At 70.4% G+C, this 25243-nt stretch carries 31 protein-coding genes; 20 read left to right on the top strand and 11 right to left on the bottom strand.

Annotated elements, in window-relative coordinates; all coding sequences use genetic code 11:
- Positions 1-26: 26 nt before the first annotated feature.
- Both ACF059_RS28520 and ACF059_RS28515 read right to left on the bottom strand, forming a co-directional pair.
- On the bottom strand, positions 27-575 hold the full coding sequence (locus tag ACF059_RS28520) for a GNAT family N-acetyltransferase (protein WP_392062446.1): 549 nt from the start codon (positions 573-575) through the stop codon (positions 27-29).
- Between the two features lie 54 nt (positions 576-629).
- Positions 630-1067 carry a hypothetical protein gene (locus tag ACF059_RS28515; RefSeq protein ID WP_360901694.1) on the bottom strand — a complete coding sequence of 146 codons (438 nt, stop codon included), beginning with the start codon at positions 1065-1067 and terminating at the stop codon, positions 630-632.
- A 304-nt stretch (positions 1068-1371) separates the two neighbouring features.
- On the opposite strand from ACF059_RS28515, the gene hemL reads away from it, so the two are divergent.
- The 8 genes from hemL (at position 1372) to ACF059_RS28475 (ending at position 9691) form a co-directional block, all read left to right on the top strand.
- A complete protein-coding gene (hemL, locus tag ACF059_RS28510; RefSeq protein WP_360901600.1) occupies positions 1372-2694 on the top strand; it encodes a glutamate-1-semialdehyde 2,1-aminomutase in 1323 nt (440 codons plus the stop codon).
- Positions 2691-3389 (top strand): histidine phosphatase family protein, encoded by a 699-nt coding sequence (locus ACF059_RS28505; protein WP_392062442.1) that lies wholly within the window; start codon positions 2691-2693, stop codon positions 3387-3389. Before hemL ends, ACF059_RS28505 begins: the two co-directional genes overlap by 4 nt.
- A gap of 191 nt (positions 3390-3580) precedes the next feature.
- A complete protein-coding gene (locus tag ACF059_RS28500; protein WP_392062565.1) occupies positions 3581-4807 on the top strand; it encodes a hypothetical protein in 1227 nt (408 codons plus the stop codon).
- A 78-nt stretch (positions 4808-4885) separates the two neighbouring features.
- Entirely contained in the window at positions 4886-5530 is a 645-nt protein-coding gene (locus ACF059_RS28495; protein ID WP_392062439.1) for a TlpA family protein disulfide reductase, read from the top strand.
- Positions 5531-5540: 10 nt separating this feature from the next.
- Complete coding sequence (locus ACF059_RS28490) at positions 5541-6278, top strand: cytochrome c biogenesis CcdA family protein (RefSeq protein ID WP_392062436.1); 738 nt, start codon at positions 5541-5543, stop codon at positions 6276-6278.
- A gap of 14 nt (positions 6279-6292) precedes the next feature.
- Positions 6293-8062 carry a cytochrome c biogenesis protein ResB gene (locus ACF059_RS28485; RefSeq protein ID WP_392062433.1) on the top strand — a complete coding sequence of 590 codons (1770 nt, stop codon included), beginning with the start codon at positions 6293-6295 and terminating at the stop codon, positions 8060-8062.
- The gene (ccsB, locus tag ACF059_RS28480; RefSeq protein WP_392062430.1) at positions 8059-9162 is read left to right on the top strand and encodes a c-type cytochrome biogenesis protein CcsB; all 1104 of its coding nucleotides are present in this window, start codon (positions 8059-8061) and stop codon (positions 9160-9162) included. The genes ACF059_RS28485 and ccsB overlap by 4 nt, the downstream gene beginning before the upstream one ends.
- A gap of 25 nt (positions 9163-9187) precedes the next feature.
- Positions 9188-9691 (top strand): SRPBCC domain-containing protein, encoded by a 504-nt coding sequence (locus tag ACF059_RS28475; protein ID WP_392062427.1) that lies wholly within the window; start codon positions 9188-9190, stop codon positions 9689-9691.
- Positions 9692-9716: 25 nt separating this feature from the next.
- Here the strand turns inward: ACF059_RS28475 and ACF059_RS28470 are convergent, their stop codons facing one another.
- Positions 9717-10181, bottom strand: coding sequence for a MarR family winged helix-turn-helix transcriptional regulator (locus ACF059_RS28470; protein WP_392062424.1), 465 nt, complete (start codon positions 10179-10181; stop codon positions 9717-9719).
- 112 nt (positions 10182-10293) lie between these two features.
- On the opposite strand from ACF059_RS28470, the gene ACF059_RS28465 reads away from it, so the two are divergent.
- Positions 10294-10659, top strand: a complete 366-nt coding sequence (locus tag ACF059_RS28465) for a cupin domain-containing protein (RefSeq protein ID WP_392062421.1) — start codon at positions 10294-10296, stop codon at positions 10657-10659.
- Between the two features lie 24 nt (positions 10660-10683).
- Here the strand turns inward: ACF059_RS28465 and ACF059_RS28460 are convergent, their stop codons facing one another.
- Positions 10684-11025, bottom strand: coding sequence for a PLD nuclease N-terminal domain-containing protein (locus ACF059_RS28460; protein ID WP_392062418.1), 342 nt, complete (start codon positions 11023-11025; stop codon positions 10684-10686).
- A gap of 90 nt (positions 11026-11115) precedes the next feature.
- On the opposite strand from ACF059_RS28460, the gene ACF059_RS28455 reads away from it, so the two are divergent.
- The 4 genes from ACF059_RS28455 (at position 11116) to ACF059_RS28440 (ending at position 14769) form a co-directional block, all read left to right on the top strand.
- Positions 11116-12573 (top strand): menaquinone biosynthesis decarboxylase, encoded by a 1458-nt coding sequence (locus tag ACF059_RS28455; protein ID WP_392062415.1) that lies wholly within the window; start codon positions 11116-11118, stop codon positions 12571-12573.
- The gene (locus ACF059_RS28450; protein WP_392062412.1) at positions 12570-13043 is read left to right on the top strand and encodes a hypothetical protein; all 474 of its coding nucleotides are present in this window, start codon (positions 12570-12572) and stop codon (positions 13041-13043) included. Before ACF059_RS28455 ends, ACF059_RS28450 begins: the two co-directional genes overlap by 4 nt.
- A complete protein-coding gene (gene mqnP / locus ACF059_RS28445; RefSeq protein ID WP_392062562.1) occupies positions 13043-13969 on the top strand; it encodes a menaquinone biosynthesis prenyltransferase MqnP in 927 nt (308 codons plus the stop codon). Before ACF059_RS28450 ends, mqnP begins: the two co-directional genes overlap by 1 nt.
- A gap of 107 nt (positions 13970-14076) precedes the next feature.
- Positions 14077-14769: a UbiX family flavin prenyltransferase gene (locus ACF059_RS28440; protein ID WP_392062409.1), complete on the top strand. Its 693-nt coding sequence runs from the start codon at positions 14077-14079 to the stop codon at positions 14767-14769.
- Here the strand turns inward: ACF059_RS28440 and ACF059_RS28435 are convergent.
- A complete protein-coding gene (locus ACF059_RS28435; RefSeq protein WP_360901709.1) occupies positions 14766-14900 on the bottom strand; it encodes a hypothetical protein in 135 nt (44 codons plus the stop codon). The two genes, ACF059_RS28440 and ACF059_RS28435, sit on opposite strands and share 4 nt — an antisense overlap.
- Positions 14901-15022: 122 nt before the next feature.
- On the opposite strand from ACF059_RS28435, the gene ACF059_RS28430 reads away from it, so the two are divergent.
- From ACF059_RS28430 to ACF059_RS28410, 5 genes are all read left to right on the top strand, one after another.
- Complete coding sequence (locus ACF059_RS28430; protein ID WP_030009228.1) at positions 15023-15478, top strand: Lrp/AsnC family transcriptional regulator; 456 nt, start codon at positions 15023-15025, stop codon at positions 15476-15478.
- Positions 15479-15548: 70 nt separating this feature from the next.
- On the top strand, positions 15549-16712 hold the full coding sequence (mqnE, locus tag ACF059_RS28425) for an aminofutalosine synthase MqnE (protein ID WP_360901644.1): 1164 nt from the start codon (positions 15549-15551) through the stop codon (positions 16710-16712).
- A 95-nt stretch (positions 16713-16807) separates the two neighbouring features.
- On the top strand, positions 16808-17332 hold the full coding sequence (locus tag ACF059_RS28420; RefSeq protein WP_392062405.1) for a GNAT family N-acetyltransferase: 525 nt from the start codon (positions 16808-16810) through the stop codon (positions 17330-17332).
- 139 nt (positions 17333-17471) lie between these two features.
- Complete coding sequence (locus tag ACF059_RS28415) at positions 17472-17744, top strand: DUF4229 domain-containing protein (protein WP_392062559.1); 273 nt, start codon at positions 17472-17474, stop codon at positions 17742-17744.
- Between the two features lie 416 nt (positions 17745-18160).
- Positions 18161-19516 carry a dicarboxylate/amino acid:cation symporter gene (locus ACF059_RS28410; RefSeq protein ID WP_392062402.1) on the top strand — a complete coding sequence of 452 codons (1356 nt, stop codon included), beginning with the start codon at positions 18161-18163 and terminating at the stop codon, positions 19514-19516.
- A gap of 165 nt (positions 19517-19681) precedes the next feature.
- Here the strand turns inward: ACF059_RS28410 and ACF059_RS28405 are convergent, their stop codons facing one another.
- Positions 19682-20365, bottom strand: coding sequence for a maleylpyruvate isomerase N-terminal domain-containing protein (locus tag ACF059_RS28405; protein WP_392062400.1), 684 nt, complete (start codon positions 20363-20365; stop codon positions 19682-19684).
- 299 nt (positions 20366-20664) lie between these two features.
- Here ACF059_RS28405 and ACF059_RS28400 point away from each other — a divergent pair, with 299 nt between their 5' ends.
- Positions 20665-21603, top strand: coding sequence for a MerR family transcriptional regulator (locus ACF059_RS28400; protein ID WP_392062397.1), 939 nt, complete (start codon positions 20665-20667; stop codon positions 21601-21603).
- A gap of 475 nt (positions 21604-22078) precedes the next feature.
- Here the strand turns inward: ACF059_RS28400 and ACF059_RS28395 are convergent, their stop codons facing one another.
- Both ACF059_RS28395 and sigJ read right to left on the bottom strand, forming a co-directional pair.
- On the bottom strand, positions 22079-22414 hold the full coding sequence (locus ACF059_RS28395) for a hypothetical protein (RefSeq protein ID WP_392062394.1): 336 nt from the start codon (positions 22412-22414) through the stop codon (positions 22079-22081).
- Positions 22381-23334: an RNA polymerase sigma factor SigJ gene (sigJ, locus tag ACF059_RS28390; protein ID WP_392062391.1), complete on the bottom strand. Its 954-nt coding sequence runs from the start codon at positions 23332-23334 to the stop codon at positions 22381-22383. Before sigJ ends, ACF059_RS28395 begins: the two co-directional genes overlap by 34 nt.
- A 202-nt stretch (positions 23335-23536) precedes the next feature.
- Here sigJ and ACF059_RS28385 point away from each other — a divergent pair, with 202 nt between their 5' ends.
- Positions 23537-23938, top strand: coding sequence for a hypothetical protein (locus ACF059_RS28385; RefSeq protein WP_392062388.1), 402 nt, complete (start codon positions 23537-23539; stop codon positions 23936-23938).
- 5 nt (positions 23939-23943) lie between these two features.
- On the opposite strand, the gene ACF059_RS28380 is transcribed toward ACF059_RS28385, so the two are convergent.
- The 3 genes from ACF059_RS28380 to ACF059_RS28370 are packed head-to-tail and all read right to left on the bottom strand — an operon-like array spanning position 23944 to position 25201.
- Entirely contained in the window at positions 23944-24165 is a 222-nt protein-coding gene (locus ACF059_RS28380) for a DUF397 domain-containing protein (RefSeq protein ID WP_392062385.1), read from the bottom strand.
- On the bottom strand, positions 24162-24347 hold the full coding sequence (locus ACF059_RS28375; RefSeq protein ID WP_392062383.1) for a DUF397 domain-containing protein: 186 nt from the start codon (positions 24345-24347) through the stop codon (positions 24162-24164). The genes ACF059_RS28380 and ACF059_RS28375 overlap by 4 nt, the downstream gene beginning before the upstream one ends.
- Positions 24344-25201 carry a helix-turn-helix domain-containing protein gene (locus ACF059_RS28370; protein ID WP_392062381.1) on the bottom strand — a complete coding sequence of 286 codons (858 nt, stop codon included), beginning with the start codon at positions 25199-25201 and terminating at the stop codon, positions 24344-24346. The genes ACF059_RS28375 and ACF059_RS28370 overlap by 4 nt, the downstream gene beginning before the upstream one ends.
- Between the last annotated feature and the right edge of the window lie 42 nt (positions 25202-25243).

Raw genomic sequence — 25243 nt, 5'->3', positions numbered from 1 at the left:
GGGCTCCGCCCCCGGCCCCCCGCGCCTCAAACGCCGGCGGGGCTGGGGGGTGCGGCGGGGCTGGAAGGGTGGAGGTCGTAGCGCCAGTCGTAGCTCGGGTGGGGGACGCCGGGTGGGTATTCGAAGGCGACCTCGCCGAGGCATTCGAATCCTGCTCGGCGGCAGACGCCGTTGGAGGCCGTGTGGGTCGTGCCCGGGAAGGCGTGGACCGTGGTGCGGGTGCCGTGGGTGCGGGCGTACGTGAGGAGCTCGGTCAGTGCGGCCACCGCCAGGCCCCGGCCCTGGAACTCGGGCAGGATGCCCCAGCCCGCTTCGTAGACCGGCTCGTCCTGCCACTCCCGCTCCCAGAAGCCGACCGTGCCCACGCTCTCCCCGGAGGGTTCCAGCACCACCCGGAACATCCGCCCGGCGGTGGGCTCCCGCACGCTCATGGCCTCGTAACGGCACTGCCGGTCGGCCAGCCGCTCCGCGGACTCGGGGCCGCCCAGGTGCTCGGTCATCGCGGGCTCGTTGTTGCGCTCCAGGAGCCAGAAGTCCCCGGCCCCCCACGGCTCCAGCCGCACAGACGTCTGCATCCGGCTCACGTTATGCGATCCATGCGACCTGTGTGACGGCCCGCCGGGAACCGGTCAGGGCCAGACCAGGCAGTACGGCTGGTGGCCCGCCTCGTGGAGGCGGTGGGAGAAGTCCTGCCACTCGTGGAGCAGCTGGTAGACGTTGAAGGCGTCGCGCGGGCCGCCGCGGTCCGGGACCGTGGACCAGATGAAGGCCGCCGCGCCCACCGATTCCTCGCCGACGCCGCGCAGCGGGTCGACCACCGTCATCGGGAGCTTGACCACCGCGTAGTCGGGGTGGAGGACGACCAGTTCCAGCGGGGGCACTTCGTGGAGGGGTATGCCCTCGATGCCGGTGAGGACCATCGCGGCCATCGTCTCCGGCTTGATCTTGGTGAAGAGGCCGCCCATGCCGAGCTCGTCGCCGCCGAGCTCCTCCGGGCGCATCGTGACCGGGACCCGGGCCGCCGTGGCGCCGTCCGGGGCGCCGAAGTACTTGTACGTCACTCCCATGCCGCGGCCCCTGGGCAGGTCGTCCGCCGGTGTCGTGGGCGCGGGGACGGCGTCGGCCGCCTCGGTGGAGCGGCGGCGGTGCCTGCCCCGGCGGCGGGCCTCGCGGGATTCGCGGGCGCGCTGCGGATCGAGGCCGTCCGTACCCTCGCCCGGTCCACCACCGCGTTGCATATCTCCACCCGACTGGTCTTACTCGCCCCGGCCCCGTGACCCCCGCCACGCAGCCTGATCATCATGGCAGTGACCTCCCCCGCGGCGACGCGGTGAAACGCCCGCCCGCAAGTCTGTCGCGGCCTCTGAGACCATGGCTGGTGTGAGCTACCCGTACCCGTATGAAGCCCCAGTTTCGCAGACGCTCTTCGAGCGCGCCTCCCTCGTGACCCCCGGCGGCGTGAACTCTCCCGTGCGCGCCTTCCGCGCCGTGGGCGGTACGCCCCGGTTCATGGTGTCCGGGACCGGTCCGTACCTCACCGACGCCGACGGTCGCGAATACGTCGACCTCGTGTGTTCGTGGGGGCCGATGATCCTCGGCCACTCCCACCCCGAGGTGATCGCGGCCGTCCAGGCGGCCGTCGCCCGCGGCACCTCCTTCGGCACGCCCGGCGAGGGCGAGGTGGCGCTCGCGGAGGAGATCGTGGCGCGCATCGAGCCCGTCGAGCAGGTGCGGCTCGTCTCCTCCGGGACCGAGGCCACCATGTCGGCCATCCGCCTGGCGCGCGGCTTCACCGGCCGCGCCAAGATCGTGAAGTTCGCCGGCTGCTACCACGGCCACGTGGACGCGCTGCTGGCCGCCGCCGGTTCGGGGCTCGCGACCTTCGCGCTGCCGGACACCCCCGGTGTGACGGGCGCGCAGGCCGGCGACACGATCGTGCTCCCCTACAACGACATCGAGGCGGTACGGGCGGCCTTCGCCGCGCACCCCGGCGAGATCGCCTGCGTGATCACCGAGGCCGCGCCCGGCAACATGGGCGTGGTGACCCCCGCCGAGGGCTTCAACCAGGGGCTGGCTGAAATCTGCCGTCAGAACGGCGCCCTGTACATCTCCGACGAGGTGATGACGGGCTTCCGCACCTCCCGCGCGGGCTGGTACGGCGTCGACGGGGTCAAGCCCGACCTGATGACCTTCGGCAAGGTCATGGGCGGCGGCTTCCCGGCCGCGGCCTTCGGCGGCCGGGCGGACGTGATGGGCCACCTGGCCCCCGCCGGTCCCGTCTACCAGGCGGGCACGCTCTCCGGTAACCCGATCGCCACCGCCGCCGGTCTCGCGCAGCTGCGCCTGCTGGACGAAGCCGCGTACGAGACGGTCGACGCGGTGTCGCTGCAGATCCAGGGCCTGGTCACCGAGGCGCTGACCAAGGAGGGCGTGGCGCACCGGCTCCAGACCGCGTCCAACATGTTCTCCGTCTTCTTCACGGAGGACGAGGTCAGGAACTACGACGACGCCAAGAAGCAGGAAGGCTTCCGCTTCAACGGCTTCTTCCACTCGATGCTGGCGCAGGGCGTCTACCTGCCGCCGTCCGCCTTCGAGTCCTGGTTCGTGTCCACCGCCCACGACGAGAAGGCGATCGAGCGCATCGCGGCGGCACTGCCGGCCGCCGCCCGAGCCGCCGCGGAGGCCACCGCATGAGCAACGACGCCACCCCCGCCACCCCCGAACTGACCGTCGTGCACCTGGTGCGCCACGGCGAGGTGCACAACCCGGACGGGGTCCTGTACGGGCGCCGCGAGGGCTACCACCTCTCCGAGCTGGGCCGCCGGATGGCGGACCGGGTCGCCGAGCACCTCAAGAGCCGGGACATCGCCTACGTGGTGTCCTCCCCGCTGGAGCGGGCGCAGGAGACGGCGGAGCCGATCGCCAAGGTGCACGGCTTGGACCTGGCGACGGACGCGCGGCTGCTGGAAGCGGAGAACGTCTTCGAGGGCAAGACCTTCGGCGTCGGTGACGGCGCGCTGCGCAAGCCGGCCAACTGGAAGCACCTGACGAACCCGTTCAAGCCGTCCTGGGGCGAGCCGTACGTGGAGCAGGTGGTCCGGATGATGAGCGCGCTGGAGGCGGCACGCGACGCGGCCCGCGGCCGTGAGGCGGTGGCGGTCAGCCACCAGCTGCCGATCTGGATCGTGCGCAGCTTCGCGGAGAAGCGCCGGCTGTGGCACGACCCCCGCCGCCGCCAGTGCACGCTCGCCTCGCTGACGTCCTTCACCTTCCAGGGCGACAAGCTGGTGTCGGTGGGCTACAGCGAGCCGGCCCGGGACCTGGTCCCGGCGCACCTGCTGGCGGGGGCGAAGCCGGTGAAGGGTGCGTCGAAGGCGTTCGGCGCCTGACGGACTGTTACGAACCGTTACAGCTTTACCTAAATAAATACAAGTCGCGCCGGGAATCACCGTTCCAGTGCCGCACGTCCCGACCAATTGTCCGTTTATATGGGCGATGGCATGGGCTGGGCCAGTGATGACGGGACGGTGCGATGCGCGACTTCAGTCAGGTCACTCAGACCGGTCAGGTCAGCGGCCGGATCGGCGGGATCAGCCGCAGGGGCGTGCTGGGGCTCGGGCTCGGGGCCGCCGCCGCGGTGGGAATCGCGGGCTGCGGCTCACCGGGCGCGTCCGGTCCCGGCGCTCCGGGCGCCGTGAAGAACCCCAAGCCCGGCGGGAAGCCGGTCGCCACGCCCCTCGGCGACGGCTCCACCGCCGACACCGGCCCCCAGCCGAACCAGCCGGCCGCGCCCGTGCCCCTCCAGCCGGGCGAGACCCCGCCGCAGTTCGTCGTCTTCAGCTGGGACGGCGCGGGGGAGATCGGGAATGGTCTCTTCCCGCGCTTCCTCAAGCTCGCCAAGGACCACGGCGCGGCCATGACCTTCTTCCTCTCGGGCATCTACCTCCTGCCCGAGTCGAAGCGCGGCCTCTACCGGCCGCCGAACAACCCCGTCGGGGCCTCGGACATCGGATACCTCAAGGACGAGAACATCCGCTCGACCCTGAAGTACGTCCGCGAGGCCTGGCTCGACGGGCACGAGATAGGCACACACTTCAACGGCCACTTCTGCGCCGGCTCCGGCTCCGTCGCCCGGTGGAGCCCGGAGGACTGGCGCAGCGAGATCGACCAGGCCGTGTCGTTCGTCACGAACTGGCGCACCCACACCGGCTTCACCGACGTCGAAGCCCTCCCCTTCGACTACCGCCGGGAACTGACGGGCGCCCGCACCCCCTGCCTGCTCGGCCGGGACGGCCTGCTCGCGACCGCCCGCGAGCTGGGCTGGCGCTACGACTCCAGCTCGCCCGGCGGGCTCCAGGTGTGGCCGGTGAAGAAGGAGGGCCTCTGGGACCTGCCGCTGCAGTCCCTGCCCTTCCCCGGGCACTCCTTCGAGGTGCTGAGCATGGATTACAACATCTTGGCCAATCAATCCAAGAACACCACGAAAGGGGTGCCCGCCCACTACCCGAACTGGCGCGCCCAGGCCACGGCCACCTACCTCGGCGGGTTCAGGCGGGCGTACGAGACCAACCGCGCGCCGCTCTTCATCGGCAACCACTTCGAGGAGTGGAACGGCGGCATCTACATGGACGCCGTGGAGGAGGCACTCAAGGGCATGGCGGACAAAAGGGACGTACGACTCGTTTCCTTCCGGCAGTTCGCCGACTGGCTGGACGTCCAGGACCCCCGGGTGCTCGCCAAGCTCCGCTCGCTGGGCCCGGGCCAGTCGCCGGCCGGGGGCTGGAGCGCTTACACGACCCCGCTCTGACCAGCCGTTCGTCCAGGACGCGGGCAGCCGCGCGGGGGGCGCGGTAGATCCGCGAATTGCTCATGCGAAACTTTTCACATGAGCCTTAGCCGCGCCCGTGTCCGTAGAAGTAGCCGCCGCTCGACCAGCGGCCGCGCCCTCATGATGACCGCGGTGACCCTTGCGAGCGCCCTGACCCTGACGGCGTGCGGGGACTCCGACGGGGGCGGCAAGGCCAACGGCAGCGCCGGCGGCAACTACGTCACGGGCACGACCGGCATCTCCCGCGTCGCCCAGGGCGAGCGCGCCGAGGCCCCCAAGCTCGACGGCGAGACCGTCGACGGCAGCACCCTCGACACCACCACCCTCAAGGGCAAGGTCGTCGTCCTCAACGTGTGGGGCTCCTGGTGCCCGCCGTGCCGCCAGGAGGCCCCGTACTTCGCGAAGGTCGCCAAGGAGCTCGGCGACGGCGCCGGGGACGTGGCCTTCGTCGGCATCAACACCCGCGACAACAGCAAGCAGAACGCGGCCGCCTTCGAGGCGGACTTCGGCATCACCTACCCGAGCTTCTACGACCCCCACGGCAAGCTGATGCTCCGCTTCCCCAAGGGCACGCTCAACCCGCAGGCCATCCCCTCCACGATCGTCCTCGACAAGGAGGGCAGGATCGCCGCCCGCGCGCTGGTCGCGGTCGACGAGGCGACCCTGCGCTCCATGATCGACCCGATCCTCGCGGAGAAGTGAGCCGGCCGGCGTGAACACCACGGTCCTCAACGGCGCCCTGCTGCTCGCCCTGCCCATCTCGGTCCTGGCCGGGCTGGTCTCCTTCTTCTCGCCGTGCGTGCTCCCGCTCGTCCCCGGCTACCTCTCCTACGTGACCGGCGTCAGCGGCGCCGACCTCGCCGAGGCGCGGCGGGGGCGGATGCTGGCCGGCGCGAGCCTGTTCATCGCGGGCTTCACCGCCGTCTTCGTCTCCACCGGCGCCCTCTTCGGCTACTTCGGCGCGAGCCTCCAGGACAACAAGGCGATCATCTCCCGGGTCCTCGGCGCCCTGGTGATCGTCCTCGGCCTGTTCTTCATGGGGCTGATCCCGGGGCTGACGATGCGGGAGTTCCGCTTCCACAAGAAGCCGACGGCGGGACTCCTCGGCGCGCCCGTGCTCGGCGTCCTGTTCGGCGTCGGCTGGACCCCCTGCATGGGCCCGACCCTCGCCGCCGTCAACACGCTCTCCATCGACCAGGCGAGCGCGGGCCGGGGGGCGCTGCTGACCGTCGCCTACTGCCTCGGACTCGGCCTGCCCTTCATCCTCGCCGCGATCGCCTTCCGCAAGGCACTCGGGGCATTCGGCTGGGTGAAGAAGCACTATGCGTGGGTGATGCGCATCGGTGGCGGCATGCTGGTCCTCACCGGTCTGCTGCTCGTCACAGGTTTGTGGGACAGCATCGTCAGCGACATGCAGAGCTGGACCCAAGGCTTCACGGTGGGGATCTGAGGACTGACACGGACATGAGTACGACTGACAAGGCACCCACCGAGGCGTCCCCCGAGCCCGCATCCGGCGCCGCACCTTCTGCGGCGGCGGACCTGACCGACGCCGCGGCCGGAGCCCAGCTCTCCACCGCCCCCGTCGAGGACAGCGCTCCCGTCGGCATCGGCGTGATCGGCTGGATCCGCTGGTTCTGGCGGCAGCTCACCTCCATGCGGGTCGCGCTGATCCTGCTCTTCCTGCTGTCCCTGGGCGCCATCCCCGGCTCCCTCATCCCGCAGACCTCCGTCGACGCGACGAAGGTCGCCCTCTGGAAGAGGGACAACCCCTCCTGGGTGACCGTCGCCGAGAAGCTCCAGCTCTTCGACGTCTACAGCTCGGTGTGGTTCTCCGCGATCTACCTGCTGTTGTTCATCTCGCTGATCGGCTGCATCCTGCCGCGCTCCTGGCAGTTCGTCGGCCAGCTCCGCGGCCGCCCGCCGGGCGCCCCCAAGCGGCTGGACCGGCTGCCCGCCCACACCACCTGGCGCACGGACAAGACCCCGGACGAGGTCCTCTCGTACGCGAAGGCGCTGCTCGGGGCGAACCGCTTCCGTACCGAGAGCGGCACGGACCACGTCGCCGCCGAGAAGGGCTACCTCCGCGAGGCCGGGAACCTGATCTTCCACGTCGCGCTGATCGTGATGCTGGTGGCCTTCGCCTGGGGCCAGTACTTCAAGTCCGAGGGCGGCAAGCTGGTCCTGCGCGGCAGCGGCTTCTCCAACACCCTCACCCAGTACGACGACTTCAAGTCCGGCGCCCTCTTCGACCCGGACGACCTGCCGCCGTTCAGCTTCACGCTGGACCAGTTCGACGCGACGTACGAGATGACCGGCCCGCAGAAGGGCACGCCGCGCGACTTCAAGGCGTACGTCACCTACACCAAGGGCGCCGACGGCACGCCACAGAAGCGTGAGATCCAGGTCAACAAGCCCCTGGTCGTCGACGGCTCCAAGGTCTACCTGCTGGGCCACGGCTACGCGCCGGTCCTCTCGGTCACCGACCCCACCGGCAAGGTGATCTTCAAGGACGCCGTGCCGATGCTTCCGCAGGACTCCAACCTCACCTCGACCGGAGCCGTCAAGGTCACCGACGGCTACAAGGACAAGGACGGCAAGAAGGAGCAGCTCGGCTTCAACGCCGTCTTCGTGCCGACCTTCGCCGGCGAGGGTCAGGGCACGATGTTCTCGCAGTTCCCGGCGCTGATCCAGCCGCGGCTCATGCTCAACGCCTGGCACGGCAGCCTCGGCGTGGACTCGGGCCTGCCGCAGAACGTGTACCAGCTCGACACGTCCAAGATGCAGTCCTTCAAGGACGAGACGGGCCAGCCGTTCAAGCAGAAGCTGAAGCCGGGCGACACGATGACCCTGCCGGACGGCGCGGGCATCGTGAAGTTCGAGGGCATCGAGCGGTGGGCCACCTTCTCCGTCACCCACCAGCCCGGCAGCGGGCTCGCCCTGGCGGGCGCGATCGCCGCCATCGGGGGCCTGGCCGGATCGCTGTTCATCCAGCGCCGCCGGATCTGGGTCCGCGCGGTGCGCGGCCGCGACGGGGTGACCGTCGTCGAGATGGCGGGCCTCGGCCGCAGCGAGTCCGCCCGGCTCCCGCAGGAGCTCTCGGACCTCGCCGCCACACTGCACGAGCAGGCGCCGAGCGCGCCGGCCCAGCCGGCCGCACCTGCCGAATCCGCCGAACCAGCCGCACCCGTCGAACCCCGTGTGGAAGAAACCCCTGAAGGAGAGCGCGGATGACGCCGCTCGCAGCCGCAGCCAACGAGAGTCTGGCTGAGATCAGCAACTACCTGATCTATTCGTCGATGGCGGTCTACACGCTCGCCTTCCTCGCGCACATCGCCGAGTGGACCTTCGGCAGCCGCAGCAAGGTGGCCCGTACGGCCGCCGCGCTGACCGGCGCCCGCGGCGCCGACGGCGTCCAGGACGCCCGGAGCGGCCCCGCCGTGCAGGTCAAGGGCAAGAACGGCGCCACCGCCGTCCTCGACCGGCCCAAGGTCACCACCCGCTCCGCCGCGGGCACCCGCGACGTCCCGGACGGCCCCGGCGCCTCCGGCGGCACCGTGCAGGGCGACCTGTACGGGCGGATCGCGATCTCGCTGACCGCGCTCGCCTTCCTCATCGAGGCGGCCGGCGTCGTCTCCCGCGCGCTGTCGGTCGAGAGGGCCCCCTGGGGCAACATGTACGAGTTCTCGATCACCTTCTCCACGGTGGCCGTCGGCGCGTACCTGGTCCTGCTGGCCTTCAAGAAGAACGTGCGCTGGCTCGGCCTGCTCCTGGTCACCACCGTCCTGCTGGACCTCGGCATCGCCGTGACCTGGCTCTACACCGACAGCGACCAGCTCGTCCCGGCCCTGCACTCGTACTGGCTGTGGATCCACGTCTCCACCGCGATCTTCTGCGGCGCCGTCTTCTACATCGGAGCGGCCGGAGCGGTCCTCTACCTCTTCCGCGACTCCTACGAGGGTCACCTGGAGGCCGGCCGCACGCCCGGCCGGTTCCGCTCCTCGGTGATGGAGCGGCTGCCCTCCGCGGCCTCGCTCGACAAGTTCTCCTACCGCATCAACGCGGCCGTCTTCCCGCTGTGGACCTTCACGATCATCGCGGGCGCGATCTGGGCCGGCGACGCCTGGGGCCGCTACTGGGGCTGGGACCCCAAGGAGGTCTGGTCCTTCGTGACCTGGGTGGCGTACGCCGCCTACCTGCACGCCCGCGCCACCGCCGGGTGGAAGGGCCGCAAGGCCGCCTACCTGGCGCTCTTCGCCTTCGCCTGCTGGATCTGGAACTACTACGGCGTCAACATCCTGCTCAGCGGCAAGCACTCCTACGCGGGCGTCTGACCGCCCGGAGTGGGACCCTGGTGGCATGTCTCTCGTGAGCCATGCCACCAGCGAGCGCCGCGGCGAGGACCGCTGGCTGCTCCGCTTCGAGCTGCACCTGCCCTACGCCTACGAGACGCTCTGGCCCGCCCTGACCACGACGGAGGGGCTGCTCGGCTGGCTGGCCGCGGCGGACGTACTGGAGCGCCGGCTCGGCGGGGCGGTGACGCTGCGCTGGCTGAACACCGGGACGGTGGCGACCGGCCGGGTCACCGCCTGGGACGTGGAGCGGGTCGCGGAGTACACGCTCACCGAGCACGGGCGGCTGCGCTTCCACCTGGAGGCGGTCGGCACCGACTCGACGGTGCTCCGGTTCGTCAACGAGCGGGGCGGATCGCAGGACGACCGCCTGGACTGCCTCGCGGGCTGGCACGAGCACTTCGAACTGCTGGAAGCGGCGCTGGCCGGACGTCCGGCGAACTGGTCCGCGTGGACCGACACCCGCTGGGCCGAACTGCGCGAGGCCTACGCCTCCCTCTCCCCGGCCTGACGCCCGCGCGCGGCCGCGCTCACGCTCACCACACGGGCCGCAGCGGCGGCAGGCCCTCCTCCCCGTGAAGCGCGCCGACCAGCCGCCCGAGCTCCCCGCGCAGTGCGCCGAGGTCGACGGCGCCGCCGAGCTCGGCCTCCAGCTCGTGCAGGACCCGGCCCGCGACGGCGAGGTGCGCGGTGGCCGCCGGGGTGAGGACGACCAGCTTGCGGCGGCCGCCCTCGGGGTGCGGCTCGCGGCGGACGTAGCCGCGCTTCTCCAGGTCGTCGACGATCTGTCCGGCGGCCTGTTTGGTCACCCCGAGCCGGTCGGCCAGCTCGGTGCCGGTCGCGCCGGCGCCCTTGAGGGCCTGGAAGGCCATGCCGTGCACGGGCCGCAGGTCGCCGTACCCGGCCTCGGCGAGCCGGCGCGTGAACTCGCCCAGCAGCAGCTGGAAGCCCAGGCCGAGCAGGAAGGCGAGCTCGGGGCCGTCGGTGTCTTGTCTCGTCACGTAAATATGGTGACACGGTCGAGTCAAGCTGCTTTACTCAGTGCGAGTAAAGCTGCTTGACCAACTCGACCCCTCACCCATGCGACCGAGAAGACGAGGATCCGCCTTGCACGTGATCACCACCGCCCCCGAGCACGTCACCGTCACCCCGAACGCCACCATGACCGGCCTCGCCGCCCCCAGCCGGGGCAGCGCCGAGCTCAGCACCTGGCACGTCGACATGCCCGCCGGAAACACGGGCCCCGAGCACACGGTCAGCCGCGAGCAGGTGTGGACGCTCACCTCCGGCTCGCTGGAGATCACCTGCGACGGCCGCACCGAGACGGTCCGCGCCGGCCAGACCCTGGTCCTGCCGGCCGACGTACCGCGCCGCGTCCACGCCCCCGAGCGCTGCGAGGCGTACGTGGTCATGCGGTGCGACGGGGTCGTCTCCGTCGCGGGCACCGAGGGCACCCGCATCCTGCCCTGGGCCGCGTAACCCCTGGGGCACCCCTGGTCCGGGCTAGGGCTGCTCGCCGTCCTTCTTGCCCTCGCCCTTGCCCTTGTTCTTGTCCTCGCCCGTGTCCTCGTCGTCGGCCCGCTCCTGGCGCAGCGACCGCAGGAACTCCGGATTGTCGTCCGGCGCCACCCACCGGGTCCTCGCCGGGCGGGCGCCCCCCACGGCGGACCGCTTCTTGCCCGCGAACAGCCAGACCACCGGGCCGACGATCGAGAAGAGCAGGATGATGATCACCCAGATCACCTTCGGGAGGTGCTTGACCTCCTCCTCCGGCGTGTTCAGGCAGTCGATGAAGGCGTAGATGGTCAGCGCGATGATCAGCAGGAACGGCAGATAGCGCAGCACGGTGTGGGACCGACTCCCGGGCAGTGGCGGCGGGGCCGCACAGGGCCCCGGTGACACTCCCAGCGTAGTTGGTGGCGGATACTGGGCCCCATGGCTTACGACGATCTCCGCTCGCTGCTCCGGGCTCTGGAGCGGGAGGGCGACCTCAAGCGCATCAAGGCCGAAGTCGACCCGTATCTGGAGATCGGGGAGATCGTCGACAGAGTGAACAAGGCGGGGGGCCCGGCGCTCCTCTTCGAGAACGTCAAGGGCTCGGCGATGCCGCTGGCCATGAACGTCTTCGGCACCGACCGCCGCCTGCTCAAGGCCCTCGGCCTGAAGTCCTACGGCGAGATCAGCGAGAAAATCGGCGGCCTGCTCAAGCCCGAACTGCCCCAGGGCTTCATCGGCGTCCGCGAGGCCTTCGGCAAGCTCGGCTCGATGGTCCACGTGCCGCCGAAGAAGGTGAAGGGCGATTCCGCGCCCGTCCAGGAGGTCGTCCTCACCGGCGACGACGTGGACCTCGACCAGCTGCCGGCCCTCTTCACCTGGCCCAAGGACGGCGGCTCCTTCTTCAACCTGGGCCTGACCCACACCAAGCACCCCGAGACCGGCGTGCGCAACCTCGGCCTCTACCGCCTCCAGCGCCACGACAAGCGCACCATCGGCATGCACTGGCAGATCCACAAGGACAGCCGCAACCACTACGCGGTAGCCGCCAAGCGCGGCGAGCGGCTGCCGGTCGCCATCGCCTTCGGCTGCCCGCCCGCCGTGACGTACGCGTCCACCGCGCCGCTGCCGGGCGACATCGACGAGTACCTCTTCGCCGGGTTCGTGGCGGGCAAGCGGATCGAGATGGTCGACTGCAAGACGGTCCCGCTCCAGGTCCCGGCCCACGCCGAGGTCGTCATCGAGGGCTGGCTGGAGCCGGGGGAGATGCTCCCCGAGGGTCCCTTCGGCGACCACACCGGCTTCTACACCCCGCAGGAACCGTTCCCCGCGCTGAAGATCGACTGCGTGACGATGCGGAAGCGTCCGCTGCTCCAGTCGATCGTCGTCGGCCGGCCGCCGACGGAGGACGGCCCGCTGGGCCGCGCGACGGAGCGTTTCTTCCTGCCGCTGCTGAAGATCATCGTGCCGGACATCGTGGACTACCACCTGCCGGAGTCGGGCGGCTTCCACAACTGCGCGATCGTCTCGATCGACAAGAAGTACCCGAAGCACGCGCAGAAGGTCATGCACGCCATCTGGGGCGCGCACATGATGTCGCTGACCAAGCTGATCATCGTGGTCGACGCCGACTGCGACGTGCACGACCTGCACGAGGTCTCCTGGCGGGCGCTGGGCAACACGGACTACTCCCGCGACCTGACGGTGGTGGAGGGCCCGGTCGACCACCTGGACCACGCCTCGTACCAGCAGTTCTGGGGCGGCAAGGCGGGCATCGACGCGACGAAGAAGCTCCCCGAGGAGGGCTACACCCGCGACGGCGGCTGGCCCGACATGGTGGAGTCCGACCCCGCGACGGCCGCCCTCGTGGACCGGCGCTGGAAGGAGTACGGACTGTGAGCCCGATCGCAGTGGGAGGCCCGGAGCTCTTCCTGGGCACCGAGGCGTCGTACGTGGCCCTGGCGCGGCCCGAGATCGACCCGACGCAGCCCGGTGTGGTCCACGCCGCACAGGAGGCGGGGGTGAGCCCCGAGGAGTTCGCGGGGACCGGAGACACCTGGGCCGTCATGTACGACGGGGACTTCGACGAGGACGACGAGGGCGGCTTCGAGCTGCCCGGCGCGCGGGACGTCGAGGCGGACGACTTCGCCGAGCGGCTCCAGCAGGCCCTGGCGGCCGGTGAGCCGTTCACCGTCGAGGCCGGGAACTTCCTGCGCCTCGACGGCCGCCCGGCCGGCGCGGCCTGGGTGATCACCGCCCACGTCACCCCTCCGGAGGAGGGAGCCGCGGCGCGGACCCTGGAGCTCGGCGCGCTCCCGGCGGCGGAACTGCAGGCCGGCCTGGAGACGTTCCGCGGGAGCCTCGCATGATGACCACCGCCGACGACGTCCTGGGACCCGGCTCCGGCCCCGCGCCGCAGGCCACCGGCAAGGTCAAGGCCTTCCTGCGGCTCGTGATGATCGAGCACTCGGTCTTCGCGCTGCCCTTCGCCTACATCGCCGCGCTCACCGCCATGTTCCAGCTCGACCGGAACGTGCACTGGGTCAAGCTGCTGCTCGTCACCGTCTGCATGGTCGGGCTGCGCACCTTCGCGATGGCCGCCAACCGGATCATCGACCGCGAGATCGACTCCCGTAACCCGCGCACGGCCGGCCGCGAACTGGTCACCGGCGCGGTGTCCGTCCGCTCGGCCTGGACCGGGGCCGCGATCGCCGTCGCCGTCTTCCTCGGCTCGGCGGCGCTGCTGAACCCGCTGTGCCTGGCGCTGGCGCCCGTCGCGGTGATCCCGATGGTGGTCTACCCGTACGGCAAGCGCTTCACGAACTTCCCGCACGCCATCCTGGGCCTGGCCCAGGCGATCGGCCCGGTCGGCGCCTGGCTGGCCGTCACCGGCGAGTGGTCGTGGGACGCGGTGATCCTGGGCCTCGCGGTGGGCGTGTGGATCGGCGGCTTCGACCTGATCTTCGGCTCCCAGGACGTGGCCGCGGACCGCGCCGAGGGCGTCAAGTCCGTCCCGGCCCGCTTCGGCGTCCCGGCCGCCCTGTGGGGGGCCCGCGGCGCGCACGTCGTGACGACGGCCCTGCTGGTCTGGTACGCCCTCGCCACGGACGCGGGCGCGCTGTTCTGGTCCGGCCTCGCGATCGTCGCCGTCGCCTTCTGCTACGAGCACACCATCGTCAAGCCGCACGACCTGTCCCGCCTGAACCGCGCCTTCTTCACGGTCAACGGCTTCATCGGCATCGCCCTCTTCGTGTGCGCGCTGGCCGACCTGGCGGCCCGGGGCCTGACCTTCTAGCGGGCGCCATGGGCAACCCGGGCCCGGAGGGGGTGTCCCGGCGGCCCGTGCACCCGAGCGAGACCTGACCCGCCCCTGCCCGGGCGTGGCCGGATAGTCTCGGAGGTATGACTGAGCGCAAGCGCACCCCTTGGGTGGTAGGGGTTTCCGGGGCGTCCGGGACGCCGTACGCGGCGGCGGTGCTCCGCGGGCTGCTCACCGCGGGGGAGAGCGTCGACCTGGTGGTCAGCCGGGCCTCGCGGCTCACCCTGCTGGACGAGACGGGGATCGCCTTCCGCGACGGGCACTGGCGCGACGACCTCGCGCAGTGGCTGGCGCGCGGCGCCGACGGCAAGCCGGGGACGTTTCCCGGTGTCATGGAGGACGCGGACGTCCGGTACTGGGGCGCCGGGGACCTGGCGGCCGGCCCGAGCTCGGGCTCGTACCCCGTCAAGGGGATGCTGATCGTCCCCGCGTCCACGGCGTGCGTGGCGGGGGTGGCGCTCGGGCTGTCGAAGGACCTGCTCCAGCGCGCGGCGAGCGTGACGCTCAAGGAACGGCGCCGGCTGGTGGTCGCGGTGCGGGAGACCCCGCTGAACGGGCAGACGCTGAAGCATCTGGTGACGCTGGACGAGGCGGGCGCGGTCGTGCTGCCCGCCTCTCCGGCGTTCTACGCGGGTGCGACGCACATCCAGGATCTGGTGGACTTCGTCGCGGGGCGGGTGCTGGACGCGGCAGGGGTGCCGCACCGGCTGTACCGCCGTTGGGACGGGGAGCTGGGAGGCTCCCGTGCTCCCCTGGGGGCAAGCGGCGGTGACTAGGCCTTCTTGCGGCCCAGCGGCTTGCGGATCTTGTCGATGCGGTGGGCGGCGGCGGGCTGGTGGGCACGGGATCGGTTGGCCAGCTCCTGGAGCTGTCGCATGTGCGCGTAGGCCATCTCGATCGTGTACACGGTGAACCACTCCTGAAGATCGTCATTGATCTGATGAAAGATTTCACAGGGTGTTGACCCTGTGTGCCTTAGATTCTATACCTAAACTTGCAGGATCGCCGAATAATGGAAGGCTCCACGTAATGGACACGGTGGACAGGCAGCTCATCCAGGCACTCCGGGAAAACGGTCGTGCCTCGTACGCGGAGCTGGGCCGTCTCGTGGGCCTCTCCGGCCCCAGCGTCACCGACCGCATCAACCGGCTGGAAACCGCCGGCGTCATCACCGGCTACCGGGCCACGGTGGACTCGGCCTCCCTCGGCCTCGGCGTCACGGCGCTGATCGGCATCTCGCTCTCCGACGCCGCGGACCACGAGGACGTGGCCCGCCGGCTGCGCGACCTCGCGGAGATCGAGGACTGCTGGTTCATCGCGGGCGACGACTCCTTCATGCTGAAGGTGCGCGCCAACGACGTGGACGGCCTGGAGAAGATCATCCGCAAGCTCTCCGGCACCAAGGGCGTCTCGCGTACCCGCACCACCATCGTGCTCTCCACGAAGTGGGAGAACCGGGTCGGGGAACTGCCCGAGGAAGCCTGAGAGTACGGTGGGTCAGGGCTTGCAGGACCGTGCAGGACAGGCAGAGGCATCTAGAGGAGGCGACCGGCACATGGACGCTGGGCTCAAGCGTGAGCTGGAGGAGAAGGTCCGCTCCGGCGAGCGGCTGACCCGTGAGGACGGCATCGCCCTCTACGAGTCGGACGACCTGGCCTGGCTCGGCGGCCTCGCCCACGAGGTGCGCACGCGCAAGAACGGCGACGTCGTCCACTTCAACGTCAACCGTCACCTCAACATGACGAACGTGTGCACCGCCTCCTGCGCGTACTGCTCGTTCCAGCGCAAGCCGGGCGAGAAGGACGCGTACACGATGCGCATCGAGGAAGCCGTCCGCCTGGCCAAGGCCATGGAGAACGACAACCTCACCGAGCTGCACATCGTCAACGGCCTGCACCCGAACCTGCCGTGGCGCTACTACCCGCGCTCGCTGTCCGAGCTGAAGAAGGCGCTGCCGAACGTCTCGCTGAAGGCGTTCACGGCGACCGAGATCCACCACTTCGAGACGATCTCCGGCATGTCGGCCTCCGACATCCTGGACGAGCTGATCGAGGCCGGTCTGGAGTCGCTCACGGGCGGCGGCGCGGAGATCTTCGACTGGGAGGTCCGCCAGCACATCGTCGACCACCGCACCCACTGGGAAGACTGGTCGCGCATCCACCGCCTGGCGCACTCCAAGGGCCTCAAGACACCCTCGACGATGCTCTACGGGCACATCGAGGAGCCGCGCCACCGCGTGGACCACGTGCTGCGGCTGCGGGAGCTCCAGGACGAGACCGGCGGTTTCCAGGTCTTCATCCCGCTGCGCTACCAGCACGACTTCGTGGACATGAAGGACGGCAAGGTACGCAACAAGCTCCAGGCGCGGACGACGATGGCGACGGGCGCGGAGGCCCTGAAGACCTTCGCCGTCTCCCGTCTGCTCTTCGACAACGTGCCGCACGTGAAGGTCTTCTGGGTCATGCACGGCGTGCAGACCGCCCAGCTCGCGCTCCAGCACGGCGCGGACGACATGGACGGCTCGGTCGTCGAGTACAAGATCACGCACGACGCCGACAACTACGGCACCCCGAACAAGCTGGGCCGCGAGGACCTGCTGGAGCTGATCCGCGAGGCGGGCTTCCGCCCGGTCGAGCGCAACACGCGCTACGAGATCATCCGCGAGTACCCCGGTCCGGACGCGGGGCTGCGCGAGACCCCGCAGGCGATGCGCGTCTGACGCGCCACCAGTCGCACACCGGAGCCCCGGCCGCCCTGCGGACCGGGGCTCCTTTGTCTGTTGGCGCCCGCCAGGGTAATGACTAAGATGCAGCCGTGCCTCTTACCTTCACGCTTGACCCCGTGGTCGACTCGGCCCTGCACGCCGGAATCCTCAGCCTGTGGACGGATGTGTCCAACGCGGGCGGCGCGGTGGGCTTCGTGCCCCCCGTCACCCCCGACGACATCCGCCCGTCCCTGGTCAAGCAGCTCGCCGCGGTCGCCGACGGGGGCAGCCGGCTGGTCGTCGGGCACGACGAGGACGGGGCGGTCGCCGCCACCGCCTTCCTGACCCACAACACGCACCACCTCCAGCTCCACTGGGTGTGGGCGTACACGGTGATGGTCCATCCCCGCCACCAGGGCAAGGGTGGCGGGCGCGCGCTGATGGCCGCGGTGGCGGACGCGGCCCGCTCGATCGAGGGCATCGAGGCGATCCGCCTCGGCGCCCGCGGCGGTCAGGGCCTGGAGCGCTTCTACGCGTCCTGCGGCTACCGCGAGGTCGGACGCGTCCCCGGCGCGATCCGGGTCGCCCCGGGCGACGACCGCGACGACGTGACGATGCTGCTGCCGCTGCGCTAGGCGCGCCCCTCCAGGGGCCCGGCTGGCCGGGGTGCGGTGCGGGCGTGCTTCACTGGACGGGAACGCACCGACACAGGACGACGAGAGAGAAGGGGTCACCGTGTCCCTCAAGACGAGCGCAACGATCCGCTACACCGCGATGCGCCTGGGCATCTTCGTCGGATGCCTCGTCGTCGTCGCCGTCCTGGTGCGGCTCGGCTGGGTGCCCGCCGGGCTCGGGGACGCCAACCTCGCCTGGGTCGCGCTGCTCGCGCTGGTGATCTCCGCCCCGCTCTCCTTCGTCCTCCTGCGCAAGCAGCGCGACGAGATGTCCGCGCAGATCTCCGGACGCGTCGAGGGCGCGAAGCAGAAGCTGGCCGCGAACCGCAGCCAGGAGGACCAGGCCGACGACGCGGCGCGCGTGAGCTCGTGAGTTCGTAGGCTTATCGCGGACGCATCGAACCGCCCCAGCACCGGGTAACCACCCCCGCGTGCTGGGGCGTTCGCGTTTTCCGGGGTGGCGCGGGAGAGGCCGCGCGCTCCCGACTCAAAGAGTCCCTTTGAGATTCTCAAAGGAGAAGTGTTAGCGTGTTCAACATGTCGACCACAGCTGCGCACCCGATGACCACGAGCGTTCCGCTCGTGGCGCGCCTGCACGTCGACCTCTGCCGCCGCGCGTCCGCGGCCTGTTGCTGTTGAGCTGAATCGATACAGCAGCGGTCCTCGCGTCCCGGCCGGCCCTTTCCGGCTCCTGCCGCGCCGCGTCACACCGCGCCCCACCGCGTTCCCTCGCAGAACTTCCCCCCGTTCGTTCCCCGTTCTTTGTGCGCCCCTCACCGGAGAGTGTCCGTGTCCGCGACATCCGCGTCCCCCCAGGCCCCCGCCCCGGCCCCGGCCCCGGCCAAGGCCTCGTTCAAGTTCCCCTTCTGGGCCCAGATCGTCGCCGGTCTCGCGCTCGGCGTCCTCTTCGGGTGGATAGCCCGCAGCCAGGACGTCAGCTGGCTCGGGACCACCCTGGAGAAGACCGGCGACATCTTCATCCAGCTGCTGAAGCTCGCCATCGCCCCGCTCGTCTTCTTCGCGATCCTGGTGTCGATCACCAACCTGCGGAAGGTGAACAACGCCGCGCGGCTCGCCTCCCGGACGCTGCTCTGGTTCATGATCACCTCGCTGATCGCGGTCGGCATCGGCATCGCGATCGGCCTGCTGACCGACCCGGGCTCCGGCACCGGCCTCACCGCCGCCGACGGCAAGGACCCGAAGAAGACCGGCTCCTGGATCGACTTCCTGACCGGGATCGTCCCGACGGACATCGTCACGCCGTTCACCCAGCTGAAGGTCCTCCAGATCGTCTTCCTGGCCGTCGTCGCCGGCATCGCCGCCCTCCAGATCGGCGCCAAGGCCAAGCCGGTCCTCGACCTCGCCGAGTCCGCGCTGGAGCTCCTCCAGAAGGCCCTGTGGTGGGTCATCCGCCTGGCCCCGATCGGCACCATCGGCCTGATCGGCACCGCGATCGCCACGTACGGCTGGGACCTGATCGGCAAGTACGCCACCTTCACCGCCGACATCTACATCGGCTGCGCCCTCGTGATGTTCGTCGTCTACCCGCTGCTGCTCGCGACGGTCGCCAAGGTCAGCCCGCTGCAGTTCTTCAAGGGCGCCTGGCCGGCCATCCAGCTGGCCTTCGTCTCCCGCTCCTCGGTCGGCACGATGCCGGTCACCCAGAAGGTCACCGAGCGGCTCGGCGTCCCGAAGGAATACGCGTCGTTCGCCGTCCCGTTCGGCGCCACCACCAAGATGGACGGCTGCGCCGCGATCTACCCGGCGCTCGCCGCGATCTTCATCGCGCAGATCTTCGACGTGCAGCTGGGCATCAAGGAGTACCTGCTCATCGTCTTCGTCTCGGTCATCGGCTCGGCCGCCACGGCCGGTCTGACCGGCGCCACCGTCATGCTGACGCTGACCCTCTCCACGCTGGGCCTGCCGCTGGCGGGCGTCGGCCTGCTGATGGCGATCGACCCGATCCTGGACATGATCCGCACCGCCACCAACGTGGCCGGCCAGGCCTTGGTCCCCGTCATCGTCTCGGCCCGCGAGGGAATCCTGGACAAGGAGGCCTACGCCTCCGCCTCGGTCTCCGCCCTGGACGAGCCGACCCCGTCGGCCGCACCGGCCACGCAGGAGCCGGTGGCCGTCGCAGCCTGACCGCCGCGTCCGCACCGGACCCGCCCGCAGCCCCCGCCCCCGTCCGGGCGGGGGCTGCGGTGCGTCTTACTGATCGTTTCAGAATGAGTTGATTCGCAGGTCCGCCACATGACCGGCCACCACTACCTCGGCGCGGTTTCGACCCAGACCGGTTGTGCACGGAGATCAGCCCAGGGCGAGCCAGCGGATGCCGAGCCGTTCGACCTGCGCGGCCTCCGGCTCGGTCAGCGGCTCCCGGCCGGTGGCCTTGCGCAGGAAGCGGGGACGGCTCCACTCCAGCTTGTCGGCCGCCGGGGCGTGCTCCGGGCCGAGGAGCAGCTCCGTCACGGCGTCACCGGCCGCCGGGGTGAGCCAGGCTTCGCGTCCGAGTGCGTCGGCCAGGTCGAGGCCGTGGACGGCGACTTCCACGACGCGGGTGAGGAGGAACTCCGACAGGAGCATGGCGTCGCCATGGCGTGTCCGCACGGTCCGACCGCCCGCTTGGGCCCGGCACAGCCGGTCAGCCCGCCGCCACGTCGCGGCGAAGTCCTCGGCGCAGGCAGCTCCGTCGGCTGGCTCCGCCGCACGGTCCTGGGCCAGGGCGATCCGCTTGCCGTTGGTCTGCGATGAGAAGCGGTCGTCCGGGCGGTAGTACTCCACTGCGGAGATCTCCGCCTCGCCTGGTTCTGGCGCGTCCAGCATGGCCGGAAGCCAGTCGATCACCACGCATACGTGCCCGAGCAGGTCGCGTACGGTCCAGGGAGTGCAGCGTGTCGGGAGGTTCCACTCGGCTGCGGACAGTCCGGCCACGGCGTCGCCGACGGCTGTGCATTCCTGCTGAAACGCTTCGAGAACCTGATCGTGGTCCACGCCGTGTCACCTTCCGTCCGTTCGCTGTCCCGTGCTCACTTCGCCGCCCCACCGGTTCCGCTCCGCGCGCTTCTCAGATCATCGACACGCACGCCGAAGCGGTGCCGGTTGCAGACCGCAGGAAGAAGATCGCCGAGCAGCAGCCAGTCTTCTCCGTCAATCGCTGCTCATGGGGCGTGAACCTGGAACGCCCGGCCCCGCGCGGTGTACTACCCCACGGAGTGGTGGCACTAAGTGGTTGTCTGCCGGCAGGCGAAGGGACTTGTGTCTCCCGTAGGGGGAGACCCAAAGGTGGGGACATGAACGGCGACACGCTCTACTCGATCGGCGAACTTGCTCGACGGACCGGTCTCACGGTCAAGACCATTCGGTTCTACTCCGATCGCGGAATCGTGGCGCCGACCGACCGCAGCCCGGCCGGCTACCGCCTCTACGGCATCGACGCCGTCGCACGCCTGGACCTCGTGCGTACCCTGCGCGAGCTGGGACTGGACCTTCCCACGATCCGCAAGGTCGTGGACCACGAGCTCTCGCTTCCCGAGGTCGCCGCAGCGCACGCCGAAGCACTGACGGTGCAGATCCGCGTCCTGCGCCTGCGGCGCGCGGTGCTGACGGCGGTGGCCGAGCGCGGGTCCACACCTGAGGAGACAGAACGCATGCACCAGCTGGCACGGCTTTCCGAGGACGAACGCAGCCGTCTGATCGGCGATTTCCTCGACACCGTCTTCGGCGGCCTTGACGCCGCCCCCGCATTCGCGGGGGCCATGCGCTCGATGACCCCCGAGTTGCCTGACAACCCGGAGGCAGAGCAGGTCCAGGCGTGGGTGGAACTGGCCGAAATGTCCCTGGATCCGGGTTTCCGCGCCGTCATGCGGCGGATGGTCGAGGACCAGGCGGCCGAGCAGACCCGAAGCGACGTGACGGCCCCGCGCCGCGACATTGCCGCAGCCGTCCGTGACCAGGTCGGCCCGGCCCTGACCGCCGGCATCGCCCCGGCCTCACCCCAGGCCGATCCGATCGTCGCGCAGTTCACGGCGTACTACGCGCACCTCCTCGGCCGCCCCGACGACATCGAGCTTCGCCGCCGGCTGGCGACTCGACTGGAGAGCGTGAACGACCCCCGCAGGGAGCGGTACCTCCAGCTGCTCGCAGTGGTCAACGGCTGGCCGGCCCCGGAGAGCCTGGCTCCAGTGTTCGACTGGTCCGTCCACGCTCTGCGCACCCGGACACAGCAATGACGGGGCGGTCACAAGGCAGCATCGGGCGGACGCGGCTGGCATCGGAGGAGAACGCCGCCACACATGATCGGCTGATGAGTGTCCCGGTCGTACTTCAGGTGGCCCCGTCGCCGGTCTCTCCCGCTCTCGTTCTTCGCCCCTGGCGCATGGAAGACGTCGCCGCATTGGTCGAGGTGAGCCGGGATCGGACACTGCGCCAGTGGGCGAGCTCTGTCGTGGACACCGATGCCGACGGGACACGCTGGGTGCAGGCTCAGCAGCAGGGCTGGGCAGCGGGGGACCGGACTTCGACACCATCCTGCCCGCGGCACCGCCCTCCTTCCCCTGCGATGGCCACCTGCACATACGGCGCGCGAGTGCCTGAGATCCTCCCGGCTTCTGCGGATCGGCTGAGGCTGCTCACGCCGAGAGGGGCTCGGGGCGTTCGACGAGGTGGCCGCGTTCGCACCGCGCCCCAGCACGGACCAGAGCGACGTTAGACGGTCTGCGCGCGGGCGTACGCGAGCGCCGCCAGCAGGAAGGGCAGGGCGAACCACCATCGGCCCAGGGTCCTGCGGAACACCGGGGTGAGGGTGATCAGCAGCCCCACCAGACACAGGAAGACGCAGACCCCGGCCATGAAGCGGACGTCCTCCCGCACCTGGTCGTGCGGTGACTGCGGCTGCATGACCAGGGCGAGGTAGCAGGACAAGGACGCGGGGAGGTAGACGAGGGCGGCGAGCGGGACGCCCAGCACCCACCGCAGGCAGCCGCGGTCCCCCGGCAGGTCGAGCTCGCTCATCGCACCGCGTCCGGTGCGCTGCGCGGCCACGCCTGGAGCTTGTCCGGGTTGCGGACCGCCCAGATCCGGGCGACGCGGTCGCCGGCGAGGTCGAACGCGGCCACGGTCACCGTGACCCCGCCGTGCTGGGCGACCAGCCCGGGCCGGCCGTTGACCGTCCGCTCCAGCAGGGTCAGTCCGGGGGCCTTGTCGGCGATGTGGATCAGGTACGCGGCGATGTCCTCGCTGCCTTCGACCGGGTGCAGGACGGTACCGACCAGGCCCCCGCCGTCGGCGTTCATCGTGGCACCGGGGTCGAGGAGGCCGACGAGGGCTTCGATGTCCCGCGCCTCCCACGCCTCCTTGAAGTGCCGTACCAGCGCGGCCTGCCCGGCCGCCGGAGCCGCGGGGGCCTGCGCGGCGCCGGCACGCCGGCGTGCCGAGGACGCCAGCTGCCGACAGGCCGCCGGCGTCCGGCCGACGACGTCGGCGATCTCGGCGAAGGGGTAGCGGAAGACGTCGTGCAGGACGAACGCCACGCGTTCCGCCGGTGTCATCGATTCCAGTACGACGAGGAAGGCCATGTTCACCGACTCGTCCAGGGTGATCCGGTCGGCGGGGTCGGTCCGCGCGTCGACCGCCCGCCCGCTGATCCACTCCGTGTGGTCGGGCAGCGGCTCGGGTATCCAGGTGCCGACGTAGCGCTCGCGCCGGGCGCGCGCCGAGCCGAGCACGTCGAGACAGACGCGGCCCGCGACCTTGGTCAGCCAGGCGGCGGGCGACTCGATGGCCTCCTGCTGCCGACGCGTCATGGCGTACCAGCGGGTGTACGTCTCCTGCACCGCGTCCTCGGCCTCGGCCAGCGAACCGAGCAGCCGGTAGGCGAGGTTGAGCAGCCGACGCCGCTCGCTGAGGAGCGCGCTCAGGCCCGGCTCGGGCCGGTCGTGCGCAGGCTCGGGCGTCGTACTCATGGGCGTGGCCGCTCCTTGGCTCATCTCATCCGCGTCCGCTCGCGCTGCCGGGGCCGGATCGCCGCACGTGACGGTGAGGTCGACAGGCCGCCCGCCTCACAACGCCAGCTCACAACGCCGCCTCACATTTCGCGGGCCTGCGTCGTCGGACTGTCGAGAGACTACCGATCCACCGCCGCGAGGCAGAAGAGGGGGCCGTTCCATGGCCGTTCAGACGACCGCAGTGCCGGGCAGATTCACTTTCGTACGTGTAGCGATCGCCTTGCAGACGATGGCCCTGTTCTTCCAGGCGGCCACCGCCGGGGTGCTGTTGACCTCGTCCCACGGGTACGCGCTGCACGACGCCGGCTCGAAGGTCATGTACGGGGCGTCGATGGTGTACGTCCTCGCCGCAATCCTGGCCTGGCGGCCGGGCGGCGGCTCACCCCGCCCCATCCTGCACGCGTCCGGCTTCCTCGCCCTCGCCTCGGTGCAGGTGGTCCTGGGCGTCGCGCACGTGAAGTCGCTCCACGTCCCCCTGGGTATCACGATGTTCGGCCTGAGCATGCTGGCCCTGGGCCAGGCCCTGTCGAGCGCCCGCGCCGCCCGCGCCGCCCGGACCTGAGGGGATCAGGCCGATGTCGTCGGCACGCCTGCGGTGTACGGGGGGCAGGCGTGCGAGACGAATCCGGCCCAGGCGGCGGGGGTGAAGGTGAGGTGGGGGCCCTGGCGGACCTTGGAGTCGCGGACGTGCACGGTGGCGGGGGCGGTGGCCACCTCGACGCAGGAGTCGCCCTCGCTGCCGTCGCTGTAGCTGCTCTTGAACCAGTCCAGCTCGGGATGGTCGATCACGACGCTCCCGCCACGAATCCGGCCCACGCCACCGGGGAGAAGGTGATGCCGGGGCTCTGGAGCACCTTGGAGTCGCGGACGTGCACCGTGGTGGGAGTGGTGGCCACTTCAACGCAGTCGTCGCCTTCGCTACTGTCGCTGTAGCTGCTCTTGAACCAGTCCAGCTCGGGGTTGTGGATCACGTTTCTCCCAGCAGTTCCTCGATGAAGGCCAGCGACTCTCGTGGCGTGAGCGCCTGAGCTCGGATGATGCCATAGCGCAGTTCAAGGATCCGGAGCTGTTTCGGGTCGGAGACCGGCCGTCCGTGGAACGCCCCGTCCGATCGGCCGACCGCCGTACCGTCTTCGAACTTCAGCACCTGGATGCGACCTCCCATGCCCGCATGCTCCTCGACGTCCGTCGGCATGACCTGGAACTCCACGTTCGGCAACTGAGTGACTTCCAGCAGGTGTTCGAGCTGAGCGCGCAGCACCATTGTGCCTCCGATCCGGCGGCGGAGAGTGACCTCTTCCTGGACAAAGGTGAGGGTGGGACCGGGAGTCCGCTCGAAGATCGAGCGTCGGGCCATGCGCGCGGCCAGGACCTGGTCCAGCTCGTCCTGGGAGTACGCAGGGCGCCGCATCCTGAACAGTGCCGCCGCATACTCCGGCGTCTGTAGGAGCCCGTGGATGTTGTGACTGCCGTACGCCCCGATCTCGACGGCCCTGGCCTCCAGCTTTGCCAGGTCCCGGACCTTCTTCGGGTAGCGGACCTGTTCCATGTCGGCCTTCATCGCCGCGATGCGTCCGCCCGCCCGCAGTACCTCGTCCGCCTTGTCCAGGTACTCGGGGCGGGGGATCCGCTTGCCCGCTTCGACCTTGCGGACCAGGTCTTCGCCGTAGCCGACCGCAGTGCCGAAGTCGGCGGCCCGGATACCCGCTTCCTCGCGCCACGCGCGAAGCTGGCGGCCGAGCGCCGCCAGGACCGCGACTCCCTGTTCGTCCTCGGGGTCGACGTCCCAGCCCGCGTCTTCCGTACCGTCACTGTCCACGCTCATGCGCGCCCGCTTCCGACGTACCGATGTCCTCAACACCCCCTG

This window comes from Streptomyces sp. NPDC016562 (genome assembly GCF_043076955.1).
In the GTDB taxonomy this organism is placed as follows: domain Bacteria; phylum Actinomycetota; class Actinomycetes; order Streptomycetales; family Streptomycetaceae; genus Streptomyces.
Note: the sequence above shows the minus strand (reverse complement) of the source record. Positions and strands in the feature narration are given on the sequence as shown.

Bases quoted from the DNA above. Each gene is read 5' to 3' on its own strand.
- ACF059_RS28415 (WP_392062559.1), top strand. From the start codon at position 17,472: ATGCGCCTGGGCATCTTCGTCGGATGCCTCGTCGTCGTCGCCGTCCTG.
- ACF059_RS28400 (WP_392062397.1), top strand. From the start codon at position 20,665: ATGAACGGCGACACGCTCTACTCGATCGGCGAACTTGCTCGACGGACC.
- ACF059_RS28495 (WP_392062439.1), top strand. From the start codon at position 4,886: ATGAGCCTTAGCCGCGCCCGTGTCCGTAGAAGTAGCCGCCGCTCGACC.
- hemL (WP_360901600.1), top strand. From the start codon at position 1,372: ATGGCTGGTGTGAGCTACCCGTACCCGTATGAAGCCCCAGTTTCGCAG.
- ACF059_RS28515 (WP_360901694.1), bottom strand. From the start codon at position 1,067: ATGGGAGTGACGTACAAGTACTTCGGCGCCCCGGACGGCGCCACGGCG.
- mqnP (WP_392062562.1), top strand. From the start codon at position 13,043: ATGACCACCGCCGACGACGTCCTGGGACCCGGCTCCGGCCCCGCGCCG.
- ACF059_RS28520 (WP_392062446.1), bottom strand. From the start codon at position 575: ATGCAGACGTCTGTGCGGCTGGAGCCGTGGGGGGCCGGGGACTTCTGG.
- ACF059_RS28455 (WP_392062415.1), top strand. From the start codon at position 11,116: ATGGCTTACGACGATCTCCGCTCGCTGCTCCGGGCTCTGGAGCGGGAG.
- ACF059_RS28430 (WP_030009228.1), top strand. From the start codon at position 15,023: ATGGACACGGTGGACAGGCAGCTCATCCAGGCACTCCGGGAAAACGGT.
- ACF059_RS28485 (WP_392062433.1), top strand. From the start codon at position 6,293: ATGAGTACGACTGACAAGGCACCCACCGAGGCGTCCCCCGAGCCCGCA.
- sigJ (WP_392062391.1), bottom strand. From the start codon at position 23,334: ATGAGTACGACGCCCGAGCCTGCGCACGACCGGCCCGAGCCGGGCCTG.
- ACF059_RS28370 (WP_392062381.1), bottom strand. From the start codon at position 25,201: ATGAGCGTGGACAGTGACGGTACGGAAGACGCGGGCTGGGACGTCGAC.
- ccsB (WP_392062430.1), top strand. From the start codon at position 8,059: ATGACGCCGCTCGCAGCCGCAGCCAACGAGAGTCTGGCTGAGATCAGC.
- mqnE (WP_360901644.1), top strand. From the start codon at position 15,549: ATGGACGCTGGGCTCAAGCGTGAGCTGGAGGAGAAGGTCCGCTCCGGC.
- ACF059_RS28505 (WP_392062442.1), top strand. From the start codon at position 2,691: ATGAGCAACGACGCCACCCCCGCCACCCCCGAACTGACCGTCGTGCAC.
- ACF059_RS28440 (WP_392062409.1), top strand. From the start codon at position 14,077: ATGACTGAGCGCAAGCGCACCCCTTGGGTGGTAGGGGTTTCCGGGGCG.
- ACF059_RS28385 (WP_392062388.1), top strand. From the start codon at position 23,537: ATGGCCGTTCAGACGACCGCAGTGCCGGGCAGATTCACTTTCGTACGT.
- ACF059_RS28475 (WP_392062427.1), top strand. From the start codon at position 9,188: ATGTCTCTCGTGAGCCATGCCACCAGCGAGCGCCGCGGCGAGGACCGC.